This window comes from Spirosoma soli (assembly GCF_042684525.1).
Classification (GTDB): domain Bacteria; phylum Bacteroidota; class Bacteroidia; order Cytophagales; family Spirosomataceae; genus Spirosoma; species Spirosoma soli.
Genome location: NZ_JBHULN010000001.1, coordinates 610445 through 625713, shown reverse-complemented (window position 1 = coordinate 625713; position 15269 = coordinate 610445). Strand labels below are relative to the sequence as shown.

Below are 15269 nucleotides of genomic sequence, written 5' to 3'. Positions count from 1 at the left end.
TTTAAACGGCTGATAAGACTGTTTACTCCTTCCCCGTCAGCACCTTTCGGCCTTCGTCCAACTGTTTGAGCAGTTCTTTGACCGCTACGTCTAGCTGAACATTCTGATTCGTATAGCTCTCGCCGATGGGCCGCGACACCGGAATGTCGACCGGGCGCGGTGCTAATTCCATATTCTTGCCTGCGTTGTCCGTGATTTTGATGAACGGTAACCGAATCGTAGAGCCGTCGATGAGTTGCGCGGCTGATGTATAGATAATCCAGCCCGCCGTCGGTTCACCAACGACTTTACCTAGCTTGAGCGTCCGATAACCTTCCGTGAAATCTTCGGCATCAGATAACGAATGCTGATTGGTGATCAGAATCGTTGGCGTTTCGAGGGCGCGCTGACCTAGCTGCGTGCGGGCGGGGGCCGAAGGCAAGCCACGCGGGGTCATGGTCATGTAACCTTTGCGGGCAAACACATCAAGAGCATAGGCATTCACGAACCCGCCGTTGTTGTTTCGCACATCTACTACGACCCCTTCTCGGGTGTGGTTTTCGGCGTCCAAATCAACATAAAGCTGCGACAATGATTCGGCGGACATATCGAACATGTGCACGTAGCCGAGCCGACCATTGCTGACTTTGGCTACGTAATCGCGCTGTTCCTGCACCCATTGCTTGTAGAGTAGTCCTTTTTCGGTTGCCAGACTCACCGGCCGAACTGTCACTTCGCGCGGAGAGGCATTAGCTGATGCACCAACCGAAAGCGTAACGCGCCGATTGATCTTATTGTCCAGCAACTGGTCGAGGTTTGTTCTGGCGTCAATGGTCGTGCCATCCACTTCTAGCAAATAATCGCCGGGTTTAATCGTACCCGTCAGAGCCGCCGGGCTTAGGGCAATCACTTCGGTAATGCGCAGCTTTCCTGAGCGTTCATACTCTTCTCGATCGAAACGTAAACCGATACGTCCTGTCGAGGTCTGAACGGAACCAGCAGGACCCGATACGCCCGAGTGCGAGGCATTTAGTTCGCCCACCATCAGGCTGAGCAACCGGCGTAGTTCGTCGGGCGTGCGGGCTGCCGATGTGAAGGGTTCGTATTCGGCTTTTACGGCTTTCCAGTCAACGCCGTGAAACGCTGGGTCGTAAAATCCTTTGTTCTGTACGTCCCAGGCCTGGCGGAACACCTGCACTTTCTCAGCCGAGAAATCAACATCCATTTCGGCCGTTATAGCTAAGGGCTTTGGCTCGCGCTTGTCGAGCGATACGGTTTGAATCTTGCCTTGTTCCAGATAAAACACCTCTTTACCATCGGGCGAAAACTGGGCGTCACTCTTTGAGCCAGATGTTGACGTGAGTTGCCGGGCAACCGACTGTTCGCGGGCTAACTCGTCGAGGGAGTACGTGTACAAATTTTGCTGACCGGCTACGGTAGCAATCAGCAATAACGTCTTACCATCTTTGCTAATGGTATGCGCATCCACGTCGACGCCAACCGGCAATACGCTTAACCGCTGCCGAATACCTTCAAACACAATCCGTACGGGCTGTTTCCCCGCCGATTTCTGGGCCGTATCGACGGGAGCTGAAAGAGCCGTCGTATCGCGGGTAGCTGGCTTTTTGGTGGTTGGAGTTGTAGACGTTAGCGTTTTGGGAACTTCTTCGTTGAACAAGTCCCGGAATTGATCCTCCCGAAACTTGGGTGTTCTGGGCATCAGGTCAATGCGGGCGATCTGAGCAAGTTCGGTACGCTGGGCTGTTTCGAACAGAATATATTTTCCGTCGGGACTCCAGTTTACGTCGCCCCCGAACGTATTGGCGACGAAACTAATGGGTTTGCTGTCACCGCCTGCCGTGGATACCACTGAAATGTTGCGGAAGGTTTTAGCGCCGTAGCTGGCAAACGCAATCCACTTGCTATCGGGTGACCAGGTAACCGAACTCCCACTCGCAAACGGCGGACGGCCCAGGTAACCTTTAAACAGCAAACGCTCCTTCTTGGTGACCATGTCGAGCACGCGTAGCTCCTGACTGTTGCGAATAAAAGCCAACTGCTTGCCATCCGGCGACGCAATGGGCGAACTGTCGTCGGTATCTTCGTTGGTCAGGCGGGTTTCGGTGCGCGTTGAAAATACGTATTGATATAAGTGCGCAACGCCATCGCGGTCAGAACTATAAACCAAGCTGCGGCTATTGGGAAGCCAGACTGGCTGCGATTCGGCAGCCGCAGTGGTGCTGATCCGAACAGCATCGCCCCCGTCTTTAGAGGAGGCCGCGAACACTTCGCCATGCGCCACGAACGCGACTTTCTTGCCGTCGGGCGAGAGAGCTAATTCCCGAAATTGCGATGTTAGCTTCATCCGTTCTACGGCTGGCCCAGCCGCAGCACCCCGTAGCCGAATGGGCAAAGCAGTTGCTTGGCTGGTGGTTACGTCGAACTTGTAGATCTGAAAATCTCGCTCGAATACAATCGCCCGGCCGTCGTAGCTGATGGATGGCCAGAGTACCCGCCCGCCCTTGAACGAAGTCAGGACCGTTGGTTTGCCGTTGAGCGGATGAGCGTACAGGTTTTGAGTGCCGTTACGGTCGGATACGTAATACAGCGTTTTCCCGTCGGCACTCCACATCGGCCATAGTTCTTTGGCTCCGCCTTCCGTAACACGCTCGTAGTTTGGCGTGTCGGCTTTTTTGCCACTCGGGCGGAGTAGCCAGATTTCACTTTCGTCGAGGTGACTACGGCCTTTGCGCCACCACTGGTTGGATGAAATGCCCCGGGCTGCGAACGCCAGGGTCGCGCCATCAGGCGAAGGCATACTGAAAAACTCGTTGGCGTATCGGTCAGCGGTTACGGGCATGGGCGTACCCCCGCCGACGCTTACCCGGAAGACATCGTTCATGCCGGAGATGTCGCGGCTGGTGGCCTGGAAATACAAATACTTCCCATCGCGTGACCAGGCGTTGAGTACTTCGCTGCCGTCGTCGTAGGTCAGGCGTTTCAAATCGCCGGTTTCCAGCGTGAGCAGATAAACATCGCCATTCCCCGTGCGGGTCGACGTGAAGGCCAGATGTTTCCCGTCTGGGGAATACAACGGGCGAGATTCGTTGTCAGCGTGTGATACTAGTAACCGAGCTTCGCCACCGTTCGCTGACACAGTCCAGATGTCGCCACCTGATATAAAGGCAATCTCGGTTCCGTCGGGGGAGAGGCTGGGTTCAGCGAAGGCGAAACGGACGGTGGATTGCGCTAAACTAGTTAAGGAAACTAACGTGCAAACAAAGAAGGTAAACCAGCAAGATTTTGTATAATTCTGCATAGTTGATGATTTAGACGAATAATTGACTTCGAATTTACCAGAAATGGCCTAAAATCTGTAGTGATTTGTCAAAAAAGAAAACCCCGTTAATATGAGCCAAACTCATATTAACGGGGTAAATAAGTAATCTATAATAAGCAATCAGCGTGTCACTTCCGTTATTTGTTCGCCAACGGTCAGACCGAGGATCTCGCTGGTGTGGGTCCGGATTTCCTGCAACAATTGAGGGTCTTTCGCCAATGAACGGCCGTAGGAAGGAATCATCTGACCCAATTTCTGCTGCCAGGCGTCGGAGGCCATTTCGTCTTTGAAACACTTGTTGAGCAGGTCAATCATAATCGATACGGCCGTGGAAGCCCCCGGCGAAGCGCCCAGTAAGGCGGCAATACTACCGTCAGCCGAGCTAACGACCTCCGTACCGAACTCCAGAACGCCCCCTTCTTCTTCATCTTTCTTGATAACCTGCACGCGCTGACCGGCTATTTCTAAGTCCCAGTCTTCCATTTTGGCATCGGGGTAATATTCCCGCAGGGCCGCCAGCCGATCTTCCGGCGACTGCATCACCTGCTGAATGAGATAGCGGGTCAGCGGAATGTTGTGTAAGCCAGCCATCATCATCGGGGCCAGGTTGCTCATCTGAATTGATTTCGGCAGATCCATGTAGGAGCCATGTTTCAAAAACTTGGTCGAGAAACCAGCGTAGGGGCCGAACAGCAATTCCTGCCGACCTTCGATCATGCGGGTGTCGAGGTGGGGAACCGACATGGGCGGAGCGCCTACCGACGCTTTGCCATACACCTTAGCCTGGTGCTTCGCAATAATGTCGGGGTTTACACACTTCAGCCACTGACCGCTCACCGGGAAACCGCCATAACCGCGGGCTTCGGGGACATCTGATTTTTCCAGCAAACGTAGCGAACCACCACCTGCGCCGATAAAGACAAACCGGGCTCGAACGTCGCGCACATGATTCGTCGTTACGTTCTCGACCCGAATTTTCCAGCCGCCCATTGACTTCGACCGCCAGATGTCGCGAACCTCGTGGGCAAAGTGCATCCGGACGCCCGGCATGGCCTGAAGGCGGTAGAACATACTGCGGGTAAGGGCACCAAAATTAACGTCGGTACCAATATCCATGCGGGTAGCCGCTACTTTTTGGGCCGGATCGCGGTTTTCCATGACCAGGGGCATCCACTGCGCCAGTTGCCCCGGATCTTCCGAGTACTGCATGCCATGAAACAAATGGCTCTGCTGAAGAGCCTCGAAACGCTTATGCAGATAATTTACGTTGTCTTCGCCCCAAACGAAGCTCATGTGCGGAATCGAGCGGATAAATCCGGGGGCGTCGGACAAAAAGCCCTGTTGAACCAGGAACGACCAGAACTGCTTCGACTGCTCGAACGATTCGGCAATTTTCACCGCTTTTGACGCGTCGATACTGCCGTCGGGACGTTCGGGGGTATAGTTTAATTCGCAGAACGCTGAGTGGCCGGTACCTGCGTTGTTCCAGGCATCCGAGCTTTCAGCAGCTGCGCCATCCAATCGTTCGTAAATGTCAATAGTAATGTCCGGCTGAAGTTCTTTCAACATCACGCCTAAAGTAGCGCTCATGATGCCGGCCCCAATTAAAATAATATCGGGATTTGAAGTAGACTGTGCTTTGGTAGCCATAAATGTAGCTGGGTATATCGCCCATCTTATTTTACAAAATTGGGGAGCGGGTTGTTCCAAAAACTGTGATTGTGGCCAATAAAGTAACTAAAGTGTAGTCGCATATTGGATAGATACCATTACATACTTAACCGCTCCCGAACTTCCTCAACGAAGGTCTGCATACGTTGGTAGTGCGTGCCTTCCCAGTATACCCTTTTGCACTGCTGACAGCGCCAGAACTGCTCGTGCCGTTCACGTACGTTAGGCGGTAGCTGATCAATGACGGCATCCTTCGCAACCGGGGCCAGCAGACCATTACAGGCCAGGCAACGTTGAAACGGCTGGATTTGTGCGTCTAACGAAAACCGCTGTATCGTTTCAATAAGCTGTTTCTGCGGGTCGGTGTTGCGTAGGAAATAGCCGTACACAACCAGATTGCGCATCAGCAGGCCCCGGTCACGCGTGAGCAATACGCGGGTATCCGTATGAGAAATCCGGGCCAGCTCTTCATCGCCATAATCGTTTCGATAAAGTGTATCGAAGCCCAACATGCGCAAATACGTTGCCAGCGTGCCCAGATGAACATCGAGCACAAACCGCACAGTAACCAACGACGGCGGCTGAACCCGCGAGACGGTCGAAGCGTCCAGTTCGGTGAACGTGGGATAAACGCTTACAACGTCTGCGTCTCGAAGGATGTACGAGAAATCAGCCGATTCGCTATTAACAAGCAACAACCCAACTTCCGGATGCGGCACGCCCAACGACTCAATCACATCTTTCACTGATACACGAGCGCCGAACGTGTGGGTAAATGATACGTTTTGTCGATGAGCAGGCAGAAGGTCATTAAGCGTGCTGTAAAACCGGAAGTTTGCGGTGATCATAAAGGCATAACCGTAAAATTGACGCTACGTTTGCATATCGCTAAGTACCGACGAACAGGCCTTAGTACCTACATCTATGAGTGTGCTAAATAGAGTTGAACTATGTCTGTTGGTAAAGTATAGAATGATAATATTCTGGTAATATGTACCTGATTGTTTTTATCGTTTCGGCTTATTTTTTTTATCGCTTAAACATCTCAACCTACTATGAAGCAACTATTTATTATTGGTTTTGTAGGGCTGGCTGGTATAGTGAGCTGCTCGCCGGACAGCACCGTCGCCGTCGTTAACCCCGTAGTAACAGTAAAGCCCGCGCCTGATGAAAGCGTGAATCGGCTGCACGAGCAATTTCATGGCAAATACAGAGTAATTAGTTCGGTAAGCATTGAACCCTTGGATATTAATTTCGATGGAGTTGCTTCTTTAGACATGGTTCAGGAACTGGCTGAACTACAAACGAATGACAGAACGAAATACTGTGTCGAGCTTAGAATTTACGGACCTACGCAGAAAGACCCCAAGACGTATTTCTCATTTATGCAATGGTGGCCTGAGCAGTCTATACGACTCGGCAATAAATACTGGGATAATAACGAACTGATTGCGTACGATCCGAAATACGTGGTCAATTATGATTTTCAGGGTGCCAGCCGCAGTTTCTCCTTTTCGACGGACCTAAAACAGATTACTGTTAACCCCAACGATAATGAAAAATCATTTCGCTGGGGGCGGCCCGAATCCGTTACCATAGACGATAACGGTCGCCTTCGGGTCGTTAATAAACGGCGACTCTACAGCAAGGCGGGTGTTAAGGATGTAGTCATCACGACTGTGTACGAGCGCTTCACCATGACGACTTAAACCCCGGATCTAGTGGGTGAGCCTTCTCACCCACTAGATCCGTTTATTTCAGCACCTTCTCCAGGCACTTCACCGTAATCAAATACGTCGGTTTCACGCCCAGTGAGCCCAGACTACCAGAAGCTAACGTAGCGCCGGTAATCAGCGGGTTATCGGAAGCGTAATAGGCATAGCGCACTTTGACGTGATCGGGGATGCTGCTGCGAATTTCCAGATGCGCCTGAATAGCCTTCTGATAATGCGCCCCTTCCATTTCCAGGCCGATCGCTTTCCACGACGAGTGGCAGAAATAACTCAGCACATCTTTATTCTGGAGGGAAGTGCCCAGTACGGTAATCATGGCTCCCTCGTACACCTCAAGGCCATGCCCTTCAAAATCAGCTTTGCAGAAGTCGTTGCTGAGCGGGTAGTTGTCGGCTGTGCCTTCAAAAATGTGGGCTGTTGGCAGCATCAGATCGCCTTTGTCGCCGGTGAGAATGCCCGCTTTGCCGATAATAGAGATGGACGCTACGTTGAGCGGGTAACAGCTGTCATCAGGTTCGTAGGGCTTCAACAACTCGTCCATCGTCTCGAAAGCTTGTTCACCAAAAGCGTAGTCCATTACCAACAAGAGTGGTTGCGTCACCCGAATGTGCTCCGGATCATGGGTTATTTCGGGAGACAACTGTGTAGTGTCCAGCCGGGACGTATCGATCAGTTGAACTAACAAATTCGTGCCACCGGCGTCGGCTAGTTCGTGCAGGCCATGAGTTAGGGCATAATCGGTTACTTTCTGCCGAAGCGTCTGTTGAGCAGGCTGGCTGAGTTTCAGTGCCAGATCGTACAGGTTGTCCCAGGTGGTGGCGCCAGCTAAAGCGGCCGGACCATACAGGCAATTCATAACACTATGCGGATTGGCGCTGATGATGTGCAGCGGCCGCTCCTGTAGCCCATTTTCCCAGATGTACTGCTTGATCCGGGTAGCCCAGCGTTCGCCGTAAAGGTGTTGCCCAATACGTTCACGGAGCATAGGTGTAAAGTTAACTTCGCGGTCGGTGTGGGACCGCGTCGGCGGCCCGGTCCCGATTTCGCTGATTGACACGCTGCCAAGGTTATACACAATCTGGAATAAGCCATTGTTGGTACCGGCCGTTTCTTCGAATCGGTAATACGCCCGCTGGGTCTCTTCAAACGTACGGCCTAGAATCGAACTGAGGTAGGTCAGGGCTAATTCGCGCTCGTCGTCGGTGACGGTGCCACCCGACTGGATAATCATTTCCAGCTTTTCCCACTCGCGGGTTTTGCTGCCTCGTTCCTGGAAGGCATTCCGCCGAATTTTGTCGGCCTCCATGAACATAAACGTCAGGTGCGTCAGGATGTCGTAAATCTCGCTGCGGCCGTTCGTAATCTCGATCACCATTTGCTCCTGGTCGATACGGTAGCAATTCCGGCGACGTTTGGCGGGAACCAGCACTGGAAAGTGCGAATGCTCAAAACCTTCCCGCGATGCTAAGGTGATAATCCGGCAGGCTTCAATGCCCTTAGGGAGTCGGTCCATTACGTATACCAGCCCGTCCAGCTCGACCCGTTGCGGATCGCCCACGAGTCCGTAGATTTCGGGTTGGAGTGTCAGGAGCGCCCGACGGATCTCCTCGCCCGACACACCGGATGGCTTGTAAAAACCACGGTTGAAGAGGTGACGCATGGTGATATAGAGCCGTTCGATGGCAACGCGGGATTCCTGAGCGCGATTGAGTGGAGGAGCCTGTTCGAGATTCATGAATAAAAATGAACAATATATGACTGCAAATTACGGTGATAGGCGATTGTAAGCGGTGGTGCTCTCTATAAATTGATTGTTACCGTTAAATTTGACCACTATAACATTCATTCATCATGCGTCAACTTATTCTTCTGTCATTCTTCATCCCTGTATCCCTTTTTGCCCAACCTGCCCACCAGCATGAACCCTTTGCGCACACATTCTCCATAGTTGCCCGCGATGAAAAAACGGGGGATCTCGCTGTGGGTGTGCAAAGCCACTGGTTTTCAGTTGGCACAACCGTGTCGTGGGGCGAAGCGGGCGTAGGGGTTGTCGCTACGCAGTCGTTTGTGAATAAGTCGTTTGGGATTCGTGGGTTGCAACTTCTGAAAGACGGCAAAACGGCTCAGGAAGCACTAAACATACTATTGTCAGACGACGAAGGTCGCGAGGTACGGCAAGTGGCCATTGCCGATGCCAAAGGAAATGTAGCCGTGCATACCGGCAAGAAATGCGTTGACTTTGCGGGCCACAGAAAGGGTTCAACCTATTCGGTGCAGTCGAACATGATGCTCACCAACAAGGTACCCGACGCCATGGCGACGGCGTTTGAAAAAAATGCCAGCTTGCCTATAGCCGAGCGCGTGCTTAAGTCGCTGGAGGCTGCCCAGCAGGTGGGTGGCGACATTCGCGGGCGTCAATCCGCCGTTATTCTGGTCGTGAAAGGAACGTCGACCGGAGCGCCCTGGGACGATAACCACCTGGTGGATCTGCGGGTAGACGACAACGACCAGCCGCTCCGCGAGCTGGACCGGTTGCTACGTACACACCGTGCTTACGAGCATATGAACAATGGCGATCTGGCCGTCGAGAAAAACAACATGAAGCTGGCCATGCAGGAGTACGGTGCCGCGATGAAGATGTTTCCTCAAAACCTGGAAATGCAGTATTGGACGGCCATCGCGCTGGCTAATACCAAGGAGGTACCAAAGGCCGCTGCGATGCTGCGCGGTATTTATGCTAAAGATGCGAACTGGCGCGAAATGACCCGGCGACTGCCTAAAGTTGGGTTGCTGACGGTGTCAGATACCGAGTTCGCACAGTTGGTCAACTGATTTCTGGGTACTTTTAGCGCATGAAAAATAAAATCCGGGCTGCTGCCTTGATGGGGTTGTGCTGGTGTCTGCTTCACCAAACCCTTCAGGCACAACCTATACCGCTAACGAGTGCTGCGACTTCTACGCCTGAACAAACCGGTATTCGGCAGGGGCGGTTCATTGGGGTTGTTATTGGTACGGCCGCTTTTTACACCATTACGCTGCTGATGCTGCGCAAGCAGTGGTACAAGAAGAAGGTGCCATTTCACAGCTTCAACGACAACCGCGAATGGCTGCAAATGGATAAAGTGGGCCATGGGGCAACGGCGTACTGCATGAGTCGCGGTGGATATGAACTCATGCGCTGGAGTGGTGTCAATGAGCAAGCCAGCATTCTGACCGGTGGATTGCTGGCCTTATTATTCCAAACTACGCTTGAAGTCTACGATGGCCACGCCGAAGGATGGGGATTCTCGAAAGGCGATATGGTTGCCAACGTTGCCGGAACGGCTCTTTTCATGGGGCAGCAGTACGGCGCGGGGCAACAGGTTGTCAGCCTGAAATACGGATTTCGTAAAACAATTTTTCCACCGTACCGCCCGAATCTACTAGGGAAAACAACGGGGCAGCAAATGCTCAAAGATTATAACGGTCAGCAATATTGGCTTTCGGTCAATTTGGCGTCGGTACTGCCGGTTGGCCCCTCGTTTCCGCGCTGGCTGAATCTGGATGTTGGCTACAGCGGCAGCGGTATGATTGGCGGTCACGAAAACCCGCGGGCGTTCGACAGAGACGGCAACGAAGTGAAGTTTGAGCGGTATCGGCAGTTTTTTATCTCTCCCGACGCCGATTTGTCACGTATCAGTACGTTCAGTCCGTCATTGCAGCGATTTATCGGTACAGCGCAATTCTTCAAGATTCCAGCGCCGTCACTGGAGTTCAACCGACTAAGAGGGCTTCGATTCCACCCGCTGATACTACCGAAAGAGTGAAAGAGATAAAGAGCAAAAGAGCGGCCAAACAAAAGTGGTCCGGCACTCTTTCGCTCTTTATCTCTTTCACTCTTTATTTCCGTCCTCCACCAATATCAAAGCCTACTTTAACCCCCAGGTAAGCATTTTCGCTGTTGATGGTTGTGTTGGCCAGCCGGTTCGATGTTGTTGGGGCTGCGTTGTATTCAACAGCTGCTACAAAGTGACCCGCTTTGATACCAGCCCGAACCAAGCCACCGAATTTGGTGTCGCTCACAAATGTTATGTCCTGATTAGGTTGCCCGTTCTGCGAAATCACTACCGTACCAGCGCCACCGATGCTGTAAGCCCCGGCTCCAATGCCCAAAAAAGGACGAATACCTCCGGTGCCAAACAAATACGTTCCTGTGAGCATGTACGAACCAAAAGCGCCCACGTCGCCGGTTACTGTCTGCCCGTTAGTCACAACGCCCCGAGCGACAAACGCCGATTCTAAGCGTAGACCCAGGTCGAAATGGTCACTAAGGCCATATTTGGGTTCAATGGCAATCAAAACCCCGCCCGACGCAGCCGAAGTGAACGGTTTAGCGTAACCTACAGAAACATTTACCTTAAATGGCTTAAACTCCTGGGCTGATGCTGACAAACCCGCCAACATGAACATTGAGAAAAGGAACTTTTTCATACGTGTAGTAAATAATGAAAAATTAATAAAACTGATAACGACATATAGTAATAGATAATGGTAGCAAGTTGTTTTAGGGAGGTGTAAATTCTACAGGGATAAAATCTAAATGCAGAAACAAAAAATTGAGTGAACCCATTGATTATAAGCAGAAAAAGCATCCCGTATTCAGAGATGCTTTTTCTGCTTATAAGTAGTAGATTTACTAGCTGGCTTGGTAAGTACTCGTAGTACAAATTGACTATAGACGACCGCCACCGATGTCGATACCCAGCTTAACGCTGAAATAGGAATTCGGACTTTGATAAGTCTGAACTACTCCTTGTGAACTAAAAGCAACACCCGTTGTGCTTGGCACAAGGTTGTACTCTAGTCCCAAATTGAAGTGCCCTGCTTTGAAGCCCGTTCGAATCATGCCGCCAAATTTTGAGCCACCTGCAATGCTGGTGCCATTCGTAGACGTCTCGTCTTCAATAACTACTTCGGTGCTGGCTAATGTAAACAAACCCGCGCCGAGGCCAACGTAAGGGCGGAAGTTTGTTTGGGTTAACAGATAAGTGCCTGTCAGTAAGTACGAGCCAGCCGCCTTTACTTCTCCGTTTATGAGTTCGCCATCAATTGTGTAAGCTCGAGCCATGATCGCTGTTTCCAGGCGAAGTCCTAAATCGAGCTGGTCGTTGAGGCCGTATTTGGGCTCCAGCGAAAACAAAACCCCTCCTGACGCAGCAGAGCCCGTTGGTTTTGCGTACCCTAATGAACTATTGAATTTGAACGGTTTATACTCCTGTGCCGCAGCCGAAAGCGCTACCAGCACGAAAACAAATGATAAAATACGCTTCATGAATGGTTGTTAAAACAAGTTGCATTAATGGAAAAACAAATTACACTGCGAACATACGTTGTTGACGTCTCTAGGGCAAAATGGACGTATATCAATAGAATTTTAACATATTGAAAAACAGGTAATTACGTAACGTTAAATGGCAGCGAAATTAACTAAGCGGTAAGCGCCAACACCTGCTGCAAAAAATAAAACCCGCGGAAGAAGTCTTCTCTCGCGGGTTTTTGCTGATTAAACGTGGTTTACTGCATCTCGCCTGGTGTTACCATGATACCCTGTTGACGATTCTCGCGTAGCACCGTTAGCTGAATTCGGCGGCCAATGGTATCCTCGGTGAGTAAGCGATGCAGATCATCGACCGTGGCAACGGGCTGACCGTTGAAGCCAACAATGATGTCGCCTTGCAGAAGTTCGCTGTTACCGGCAACGCCATCGGCTTCCACGCTGGCAACCATCACGCCGGTTTTAGCCGTGAGCTGATTATATTGCTTAATGCGTTCGGTTAGATTGATAAGCTGCCCGGCAATACCCAGGTATCCTCGTCGCACTCGTCCGTGCATGATCAGTTTGCCCGCGACCAGCGCAGCCAGATTAGACGAAACCGCAAAACAAATACCCTGCGCCGGTAAAATGACGGCCGTATTGACGCCAATAACATCACCATTCGAGTTAACCAACGGACCACCTGAGTTGCCAGGGTTCAGAGCCGCGTCGGTTTGGATGACATCGTCAATCAACCGACCCGACTCTGAACGTAATGTCCGGCCCAAAGCGCTAACGACACCGGCCGTCAACGAGTACTGAAAGCCATAGGGGTTACCGATGGCAATAGCAATTTGGCCAACCTGCACCTGCTTGGAGTCGGCAAAGCGAATCGCTTTTAAACCGTCAGCGTAGATCTTGATTACCGCAATATCGGTAGCCGGATCACGACCGATCAGAGTAGCCTCAAAGTCGCGTCCGGGGCCGTCGCTCCGGTCTGGTAAGGCAACATCGATTTTGGTGGCTCCAGCCACTACGTGATTGTTGGTAATGATGTAGCCGTCCGTTGAAATGATAAAGCCTGATCCGGTACCGCCATCATTATTACCCCGATCGGGTCTTGCTGGTCCGGGCCTGCCGCCAGGGGTTGATGGGTTAGCCCGGCCACTAACCTTGATCTGGACCACCGACGGGCTAACTTTCCTGGCTACGTTCACAACCGTGTTCGAGTACGCATCCAGTAAGATAGGGTCCTGGTCGGGGGCTCCACCGGTTTGCGGAGCTGCATCCGCAGAAGAAACAAAGAGTGTGTCCATGAGTAAAGTGTTTACGTGGATTGATGACGCGCTTCATTATTTATTCCAACAGGGTTTTATCATGGATGGCGGGAGCTTTACCCGCCATTTTGGCATCTTTGCTGTGATCATTACTCAATGAGCGTACAGAAAAAAGAGTTTTCGGTTAAAACGGCAGGGAAAGCAATGACATTTGATGAATATTTAGGCCAAAAGAAGATTGACGCAAACCGATTCAGGGAAGCTGAACCTACTGTGTATGCTGAATGGCAAAAAGAGTTTGGGCAGATGCACCCCGAAAGTTTTACCGCTCAGAAGAAATTTCTTTTAAACGATACGCGCAGAAAGTATATTATGCGGTAGAATTGCCTAACAATCAGGGCGGTTTGTACCTACACTCTTGTCTGATATGAGCAGCACACTAGGAGAATTGAGAGGGATGACGGATGCCACTCTAAACGCTCTGCGAGGGCAGGGACTGAATAATAGTGATGATTTGCTCGAAGCGGCCACCACATCACAAGGCCGGCAAGCACTGGCAGCCGTGTCAGGGGTTGACGCTACGTTTATCTTGAAATTGGCTAATCGTGCTGATCTGACTCGTATAAAAGGCATTGGCCGCGTCTACAGCGACCTTCTGGAAGAAGTTGGTGTTGACACCGTAAAAGAATTAGCCCAGCGTTCGCCTGAAAGCTTACATGCGAAACTGATTAGTATTAATCGCATCCGACAGTTCACCCAGCGGCCCCCTTCAATTGAGCAGGTGAGTAATTTTATTGAACAGGCCCAGCGCCTACCGCCTTTGTTAGAACTTTAAAATAGTGTTACTTGCTGTGTAGCAAACCAAACCTACAAAACATAACGAATGCGTGTACCTTTCAAGATTCCCCTTGTTCTGATAGTACTAATTTCCTTCGTAAGCGGATGCAATAAACAACAAGCCGCCACTCCACTAGTTGGCACCTGGGAGTTAATTTCGGCAACGGCGACAGAGAAAGACTCAACCTACTCGACGTTTAATCCGAAACAGAAGATGATCAAAATAATTAACTCGACGCACTTTGCTTTCCTGAATCACGATCTCAATAGAGACCGCCAGGATACGTCTAAAGCTGGTTTCACGGCTGGCGGAGGTAAGTATACGTTGGTCGATAGTGTTTACACCGAGTACCTGGAATATTTCATTGACAAGGCCTGGGAGAATAACAAATTTGAATTCGTTGTTAAAACCGAAGGTGATACGCTGGTTCAAAAAGGTGTCGAAAAACTTGAAAAGCTTGGTATTGACCGGGTGATCGTTGAAAAGTATAAGCGAGTAAACGAGTAGCGGGTACCGTTTAGAGAAAAAGCCATCTTATTCCGATGGCCGCTACTCTAAACGGATTTATTCGCGAATAACTAAGTCATACTTGGTTAATAAACCGGGTAAGTTGTGTACCGAAAAGCGGGCTTTTTTTACTTTGTTTTCAGCTGGATCAAGGCTGACGTGGTAGGAGGTGCTGAAATCGACCTGGCTTAGATTGTTATTATCAAACTTAGCTAATTCCAGGTTGCAGTTTTTAAACCCGCTGCCCGTCAAATCGCAAGCAACGAAGTGAACCTCTTTCATTGAGCAATCGATAAAGGAAGTCTTCTTAAGTTTTAGATTCAGAAAAACCGCGTAATCGAGTTGACAGCCGTCAAAAGCAACCCCAAACCCAAAGCTGTTGCAAACGCTGAAATCTACCTGGGGAAGTTGGCAATTAATGAATTTTACATCATTCAACTTGGCCTGAGTTAAGTCGACTTGGGTTAATTTGCTGTCTTCGAAACGGCAGTTAATCAGATTAGCCTTAGCCAGGACAGCTCGGGACAGGTCCAGTTTCTTAAATGTACACTGTTCAAACTCATGGTCAGCCCAAACCAGGGGAAGTTGCTCAATGTCGGTGAAGACTTCGTTATAGTAGTCCATAAAAATA

The 15269-nt window shown here is 50.8% G+C and carries 14 protein-coding genes; 6 read left to right on the top strand and 8 right to left on the bottom strand.

The annotated features are described in order from the left end of the window. Positions 1–22: 22 nt before the first annotated feature. The 3 genes from ACFSUS_RS02565 to ACFSUS_RS02555 all read right to left on the bottom strand — a co-directional run bounded on the left by ACFSUS_RS02565 (position 23) and on the right by ACFSUS_RS02555 (position 5838). Positions 23–3298, bottom strand: a complete 3276-nt coding sequence (locus ACFSUS_RS02565) for a S41 family peptidase (RefSeq protein ID WP_381518608.1) — start codon at positions 3296–3298, stop codon at positions 23–25. 141 nt (positions 3299–3439) lie between these two features. Then, complete coding sequence (locus ACFSUS_RS02560) at positions 3440–4969, bottom strand: malate:quinone oxidoreductase (protein WP_381518606.1); 1530 nt, start codon at positions 4967–4969, stop codon at positions 3440–3442. A gap of 119 nt (positions 4970–5088) precedes the next feature. After that, the gene (locus tag ACFSUS_RS02555) at positions 5089–5838 is read right to left on the bottom strand and encodes a Mut7-C RNAse domain-containing protein (protein ID WP_381518604.1); all 750 of its coding nucleotides are present in this window, start codon (positions 5836–5838) and stop codon (positions 5089–5091) included. A gap of 207 nt (positions 5839–6045) precedes the next feature. On the opposite strand from ACFSUS_RS02555, the gene ACFSUS_RS02550 reads away from it, so the two are divergent. Continuing rightward, on the top strand, positions 6046–6699 hold the full coding sequence (locus ACFSUS_RS02550) for a hypothetical protein (protein WP_381518601.1): 654 nt from the start codon (positions 6046–6048) through the stop codon (positions 6697–6699). 43 nt (positions 6700–6742) lie between these two features. On the opposite strand, the gene ACFSUS_RS02545 is transcribed toward ACFSUS_RS02550, so the two are convergent. Then, positions 6743–8458 carry a DUF6909 family protein gene (locus ACFSUS_RS02545; RefSeq protein WP_381518598.1) on the bottom strand — a complete coding sequence of 572 codons (1716 nt, stop codon included), beginning with the start codon at positions 8456–8458 and terminating at the stop codon, positions 6743–6745. 116 nt (positions 8459–8574) lie between these two features. On the opposite strand from ACFSUS_RS02545, the gene ACFSUS_RS02540 reads away from it, so the two are divergent. Together ACFSUS_RS02540 and ACFSUS_RS02535 are read left to right on the top strand one after the other, a co-directional pair. After that, the gene (locus ACFSUS_RS02540) at positions 8575–9555 is read left to right on the top strand and encodes a DUF1028 domain-containing protein (protein ID WP_381518596.1); all 981 of its coding nucleotides are present in this window, start codon (positions 8575–8577) and stop codon (positions 9553–9555) included. A gap of 20 nt (positions 9556–9575) precedes the next feature. Next, positions 9576–10529 (top strand): DUF2279 domain-containing protein, encoded by a 954-nt coding sequence (locus ACFSUS_RS02535; protein WP_381518593.1) that lies wholly within the window; start codon positions 9576–9578, stop codon positions 10527–10529. A gap of 73 nt (positions 10530–10602) precedes the next feature. Here the strand turns inward: ACFSUS_RS02535 and ACFSUS_RS02530 are convergent, their stop codons facing one another. The 3 genes from ACFSUS_RS02530 to ACFSUS_RS02520 form a co-directional block, all read right to left on the bottom strand. After that, positions 10603–11193: a hypothetical protein gene (locus tag ACFSUS_RS02530; protein WP_381518591.1), complete on the bottom strand. Its 591-nt coding sequence runs from the start codon at positions 11191–11193 to the stop codon at positions 10603–10605. A 241-nt stretch (positions 11194–11434) separates the two neighbouring features. Then, complete coding sequence (locus ACFSUS_RS02525; RefSeq protein WP_381518588.1) at positions 11435–12034, bottom strand: hypothetical protein; 600 nt, start codon at positions 12032–12034, stop codon at positions 11435–11437. A gap of 242 nt (positions 12035–12276) precedes the next feature. Then, positions 12277–13332 (bottom strand): S1C family serine protease, encoded by a 1056-nt coding sequence (locus tag ACFSUS_RS02520; protein WP_381518586.1) that lies wholly within the window; start codon positions 13330–13332, stop codon positions 12277–12279. Between the two features lie 117 nt (positions 13333–13449). Here ACFSUS_RS02520 and ACFSUS_RS02515 point away from each other — a divergent pair, with 117 nt between their 5' ends. Genes ACFSUS_RS02515 through ACFSUS_RS02505 form a run of 3 tightly spaced genes read left to right on the top strand, consistent with a single transcriptional unit; the run spans position 13450 to position 14638 of the window. Then, complete coding sequence (locus ACFSUS_RS02515; RefSeq protein ID WP_381518584.1) at positions 13450–13674, top strand: hypothetical protein; 225 nt, start codon at positions 13450–13452, stop codon at positions 13672–13674. A gap of 46 nt (positions 13675–13720) precedes the next feature. Next, positions 13721–14128 (top strand): DUF4332 domain-containing protein, encoded by a 408-nt coding sequence (locus tag ACFSUS_RS02510; protein WP_381518582.1) that lies wholly within the window; start codon positions 13721–13723, stop codon positions 14126–14128. A 48-nt stretch (positions 14129–14176) separates the two neighbouring features. Then, positions 14177–14638, top strand: coding sequence for a hypothetical protein (locus ACFSUS_RS02505; RefSeq protein WP_381518579.1), 462 nt, complete (start codon positions 14177–14179; stop codon positions 14636–14638). A 57-nt stretch (positions 14639–14695) separates the two neighbouring features. On the opposite strand, the gene ACFSUS_RS02500 is transcribed toward ACFSUS_RS02505, so the two are convergent. After that, positions 14696–15262, bottom strand: coding sequence for a pentapeptide repeat-containing protein (locus ACFSUS_RS02500; RefSeq protein ID WP_381518576.1), 567 nt, complete (start codon positions 15260–15262; stop codon positions 14696–14698). Positions 15263–15269 lie beyond the last annotated feature (7 nt).

Excerpts from the sequence above, each read along its gene's own strand:
- ACFSUS_RS02565 (WP_381518608.1), bottom strand. The coding sequence starts at position 3,298 with ATGCAGAATTATACAAAATCTTGCTGGTTTACCTTCTTTGTTTGCACG.
- ACFSUS_RS02560 (WP_381518606.1), bottom strand. The coding sequence starts at position 4,969 with ATGGCTACCAAAGCACAGTCTACTTCAAATCCCGATATTATTTTAATT.
- ACFSUS_RS02555 (WP_381518604.1), bottom strand. The coding sequence starts at position 5,838 with ATGATCACCGCAAACTTCCGGTTTTACAGCACGCTTAATGACCTTCTG.
- ACFSUS_RS02550 (WP_381518601.1), top strand. The coding sequence starts at position 6,046 with ATGAAGCAACTATTTATTATTGGTTTTGTAGGGCTGGCTGGTATAGTG.
- ACFSUS_RS02545 (WP_381518598.1), bottom strand. The coding sequence starts at position 8,458 with ATGAATCTCGAACAGGCTCCTCCACTCAATCGCGCTCAGGAATCCCGC.
- ACFSUS_RS02540 (WP_381518596.1), top strand. The coding sequence starts at position 8,575 with ATGCGTCAACTTATTCTTCTGTCATTCTTCATCCCTGTATCCCTTTTT.
- ACFSUS_RS02535 (WP_381518593.1), top strand. The coding sequence starts at position 9,576 with ATGAAAAATAAAATCCGGGCTGCTGCCTTGATGGGGTTGTGCTGGTGT.
- ACFSUS_RS02530 (WP_381518591.1), bottom strand. The coding sequence starts at position 11,193 with ATGAAAAAGTTCCTTTTCTCAATGTTCATGTTGGCGGGTTTGTCAGCA.
- ACFSUS_RS02525 (WP_381518588.1), bottom strand. The coding sequence starts at position 12,034 with ATGAAGCGTATTTTATCATTTGTTTTCGTGCTGGTAGCGCTTTCGGCT.
- ACFSUS_RS02520 (WP_381518586.1), bottom strand. The coding sequence starts at position 13,332 with ATGGACACACTCTTTGTTTCTTCTGCGGATGCAGCTCCGCAAACCGGT.
- ACFSUS_RS02515 (WP_381518584.1), top strand. The coding sequence starts at position 13,450 with ATGAGCGTACAGAAAAAAGAGTTTTCGGTTAAAACGGCAGGGAAAGCA.
- ACFSUS_RS02510 (WP_381518582.1), top strand. The coding sequence starts at position 13,721 with ATGAGCAGCACACTAGGAGAATTGAGAGGGATGACGGATGCCACTCTA.
- ACFSUS_RS02505 (WP_381518579.1), top strand. The coding sequence starts at position 14,177 with ATGCGTGTACCTTTCAAGATTCCCCTTGTTCTGATAGTACTAATTTCC.
- ACFSUS_RS02500 (WP_381518576.1), bottom strand. The coding sequence starts at position 15,262 with ATGGACTACTATAACGAAGTCTTCACCGACATTGAGCAACTTCCCCTG.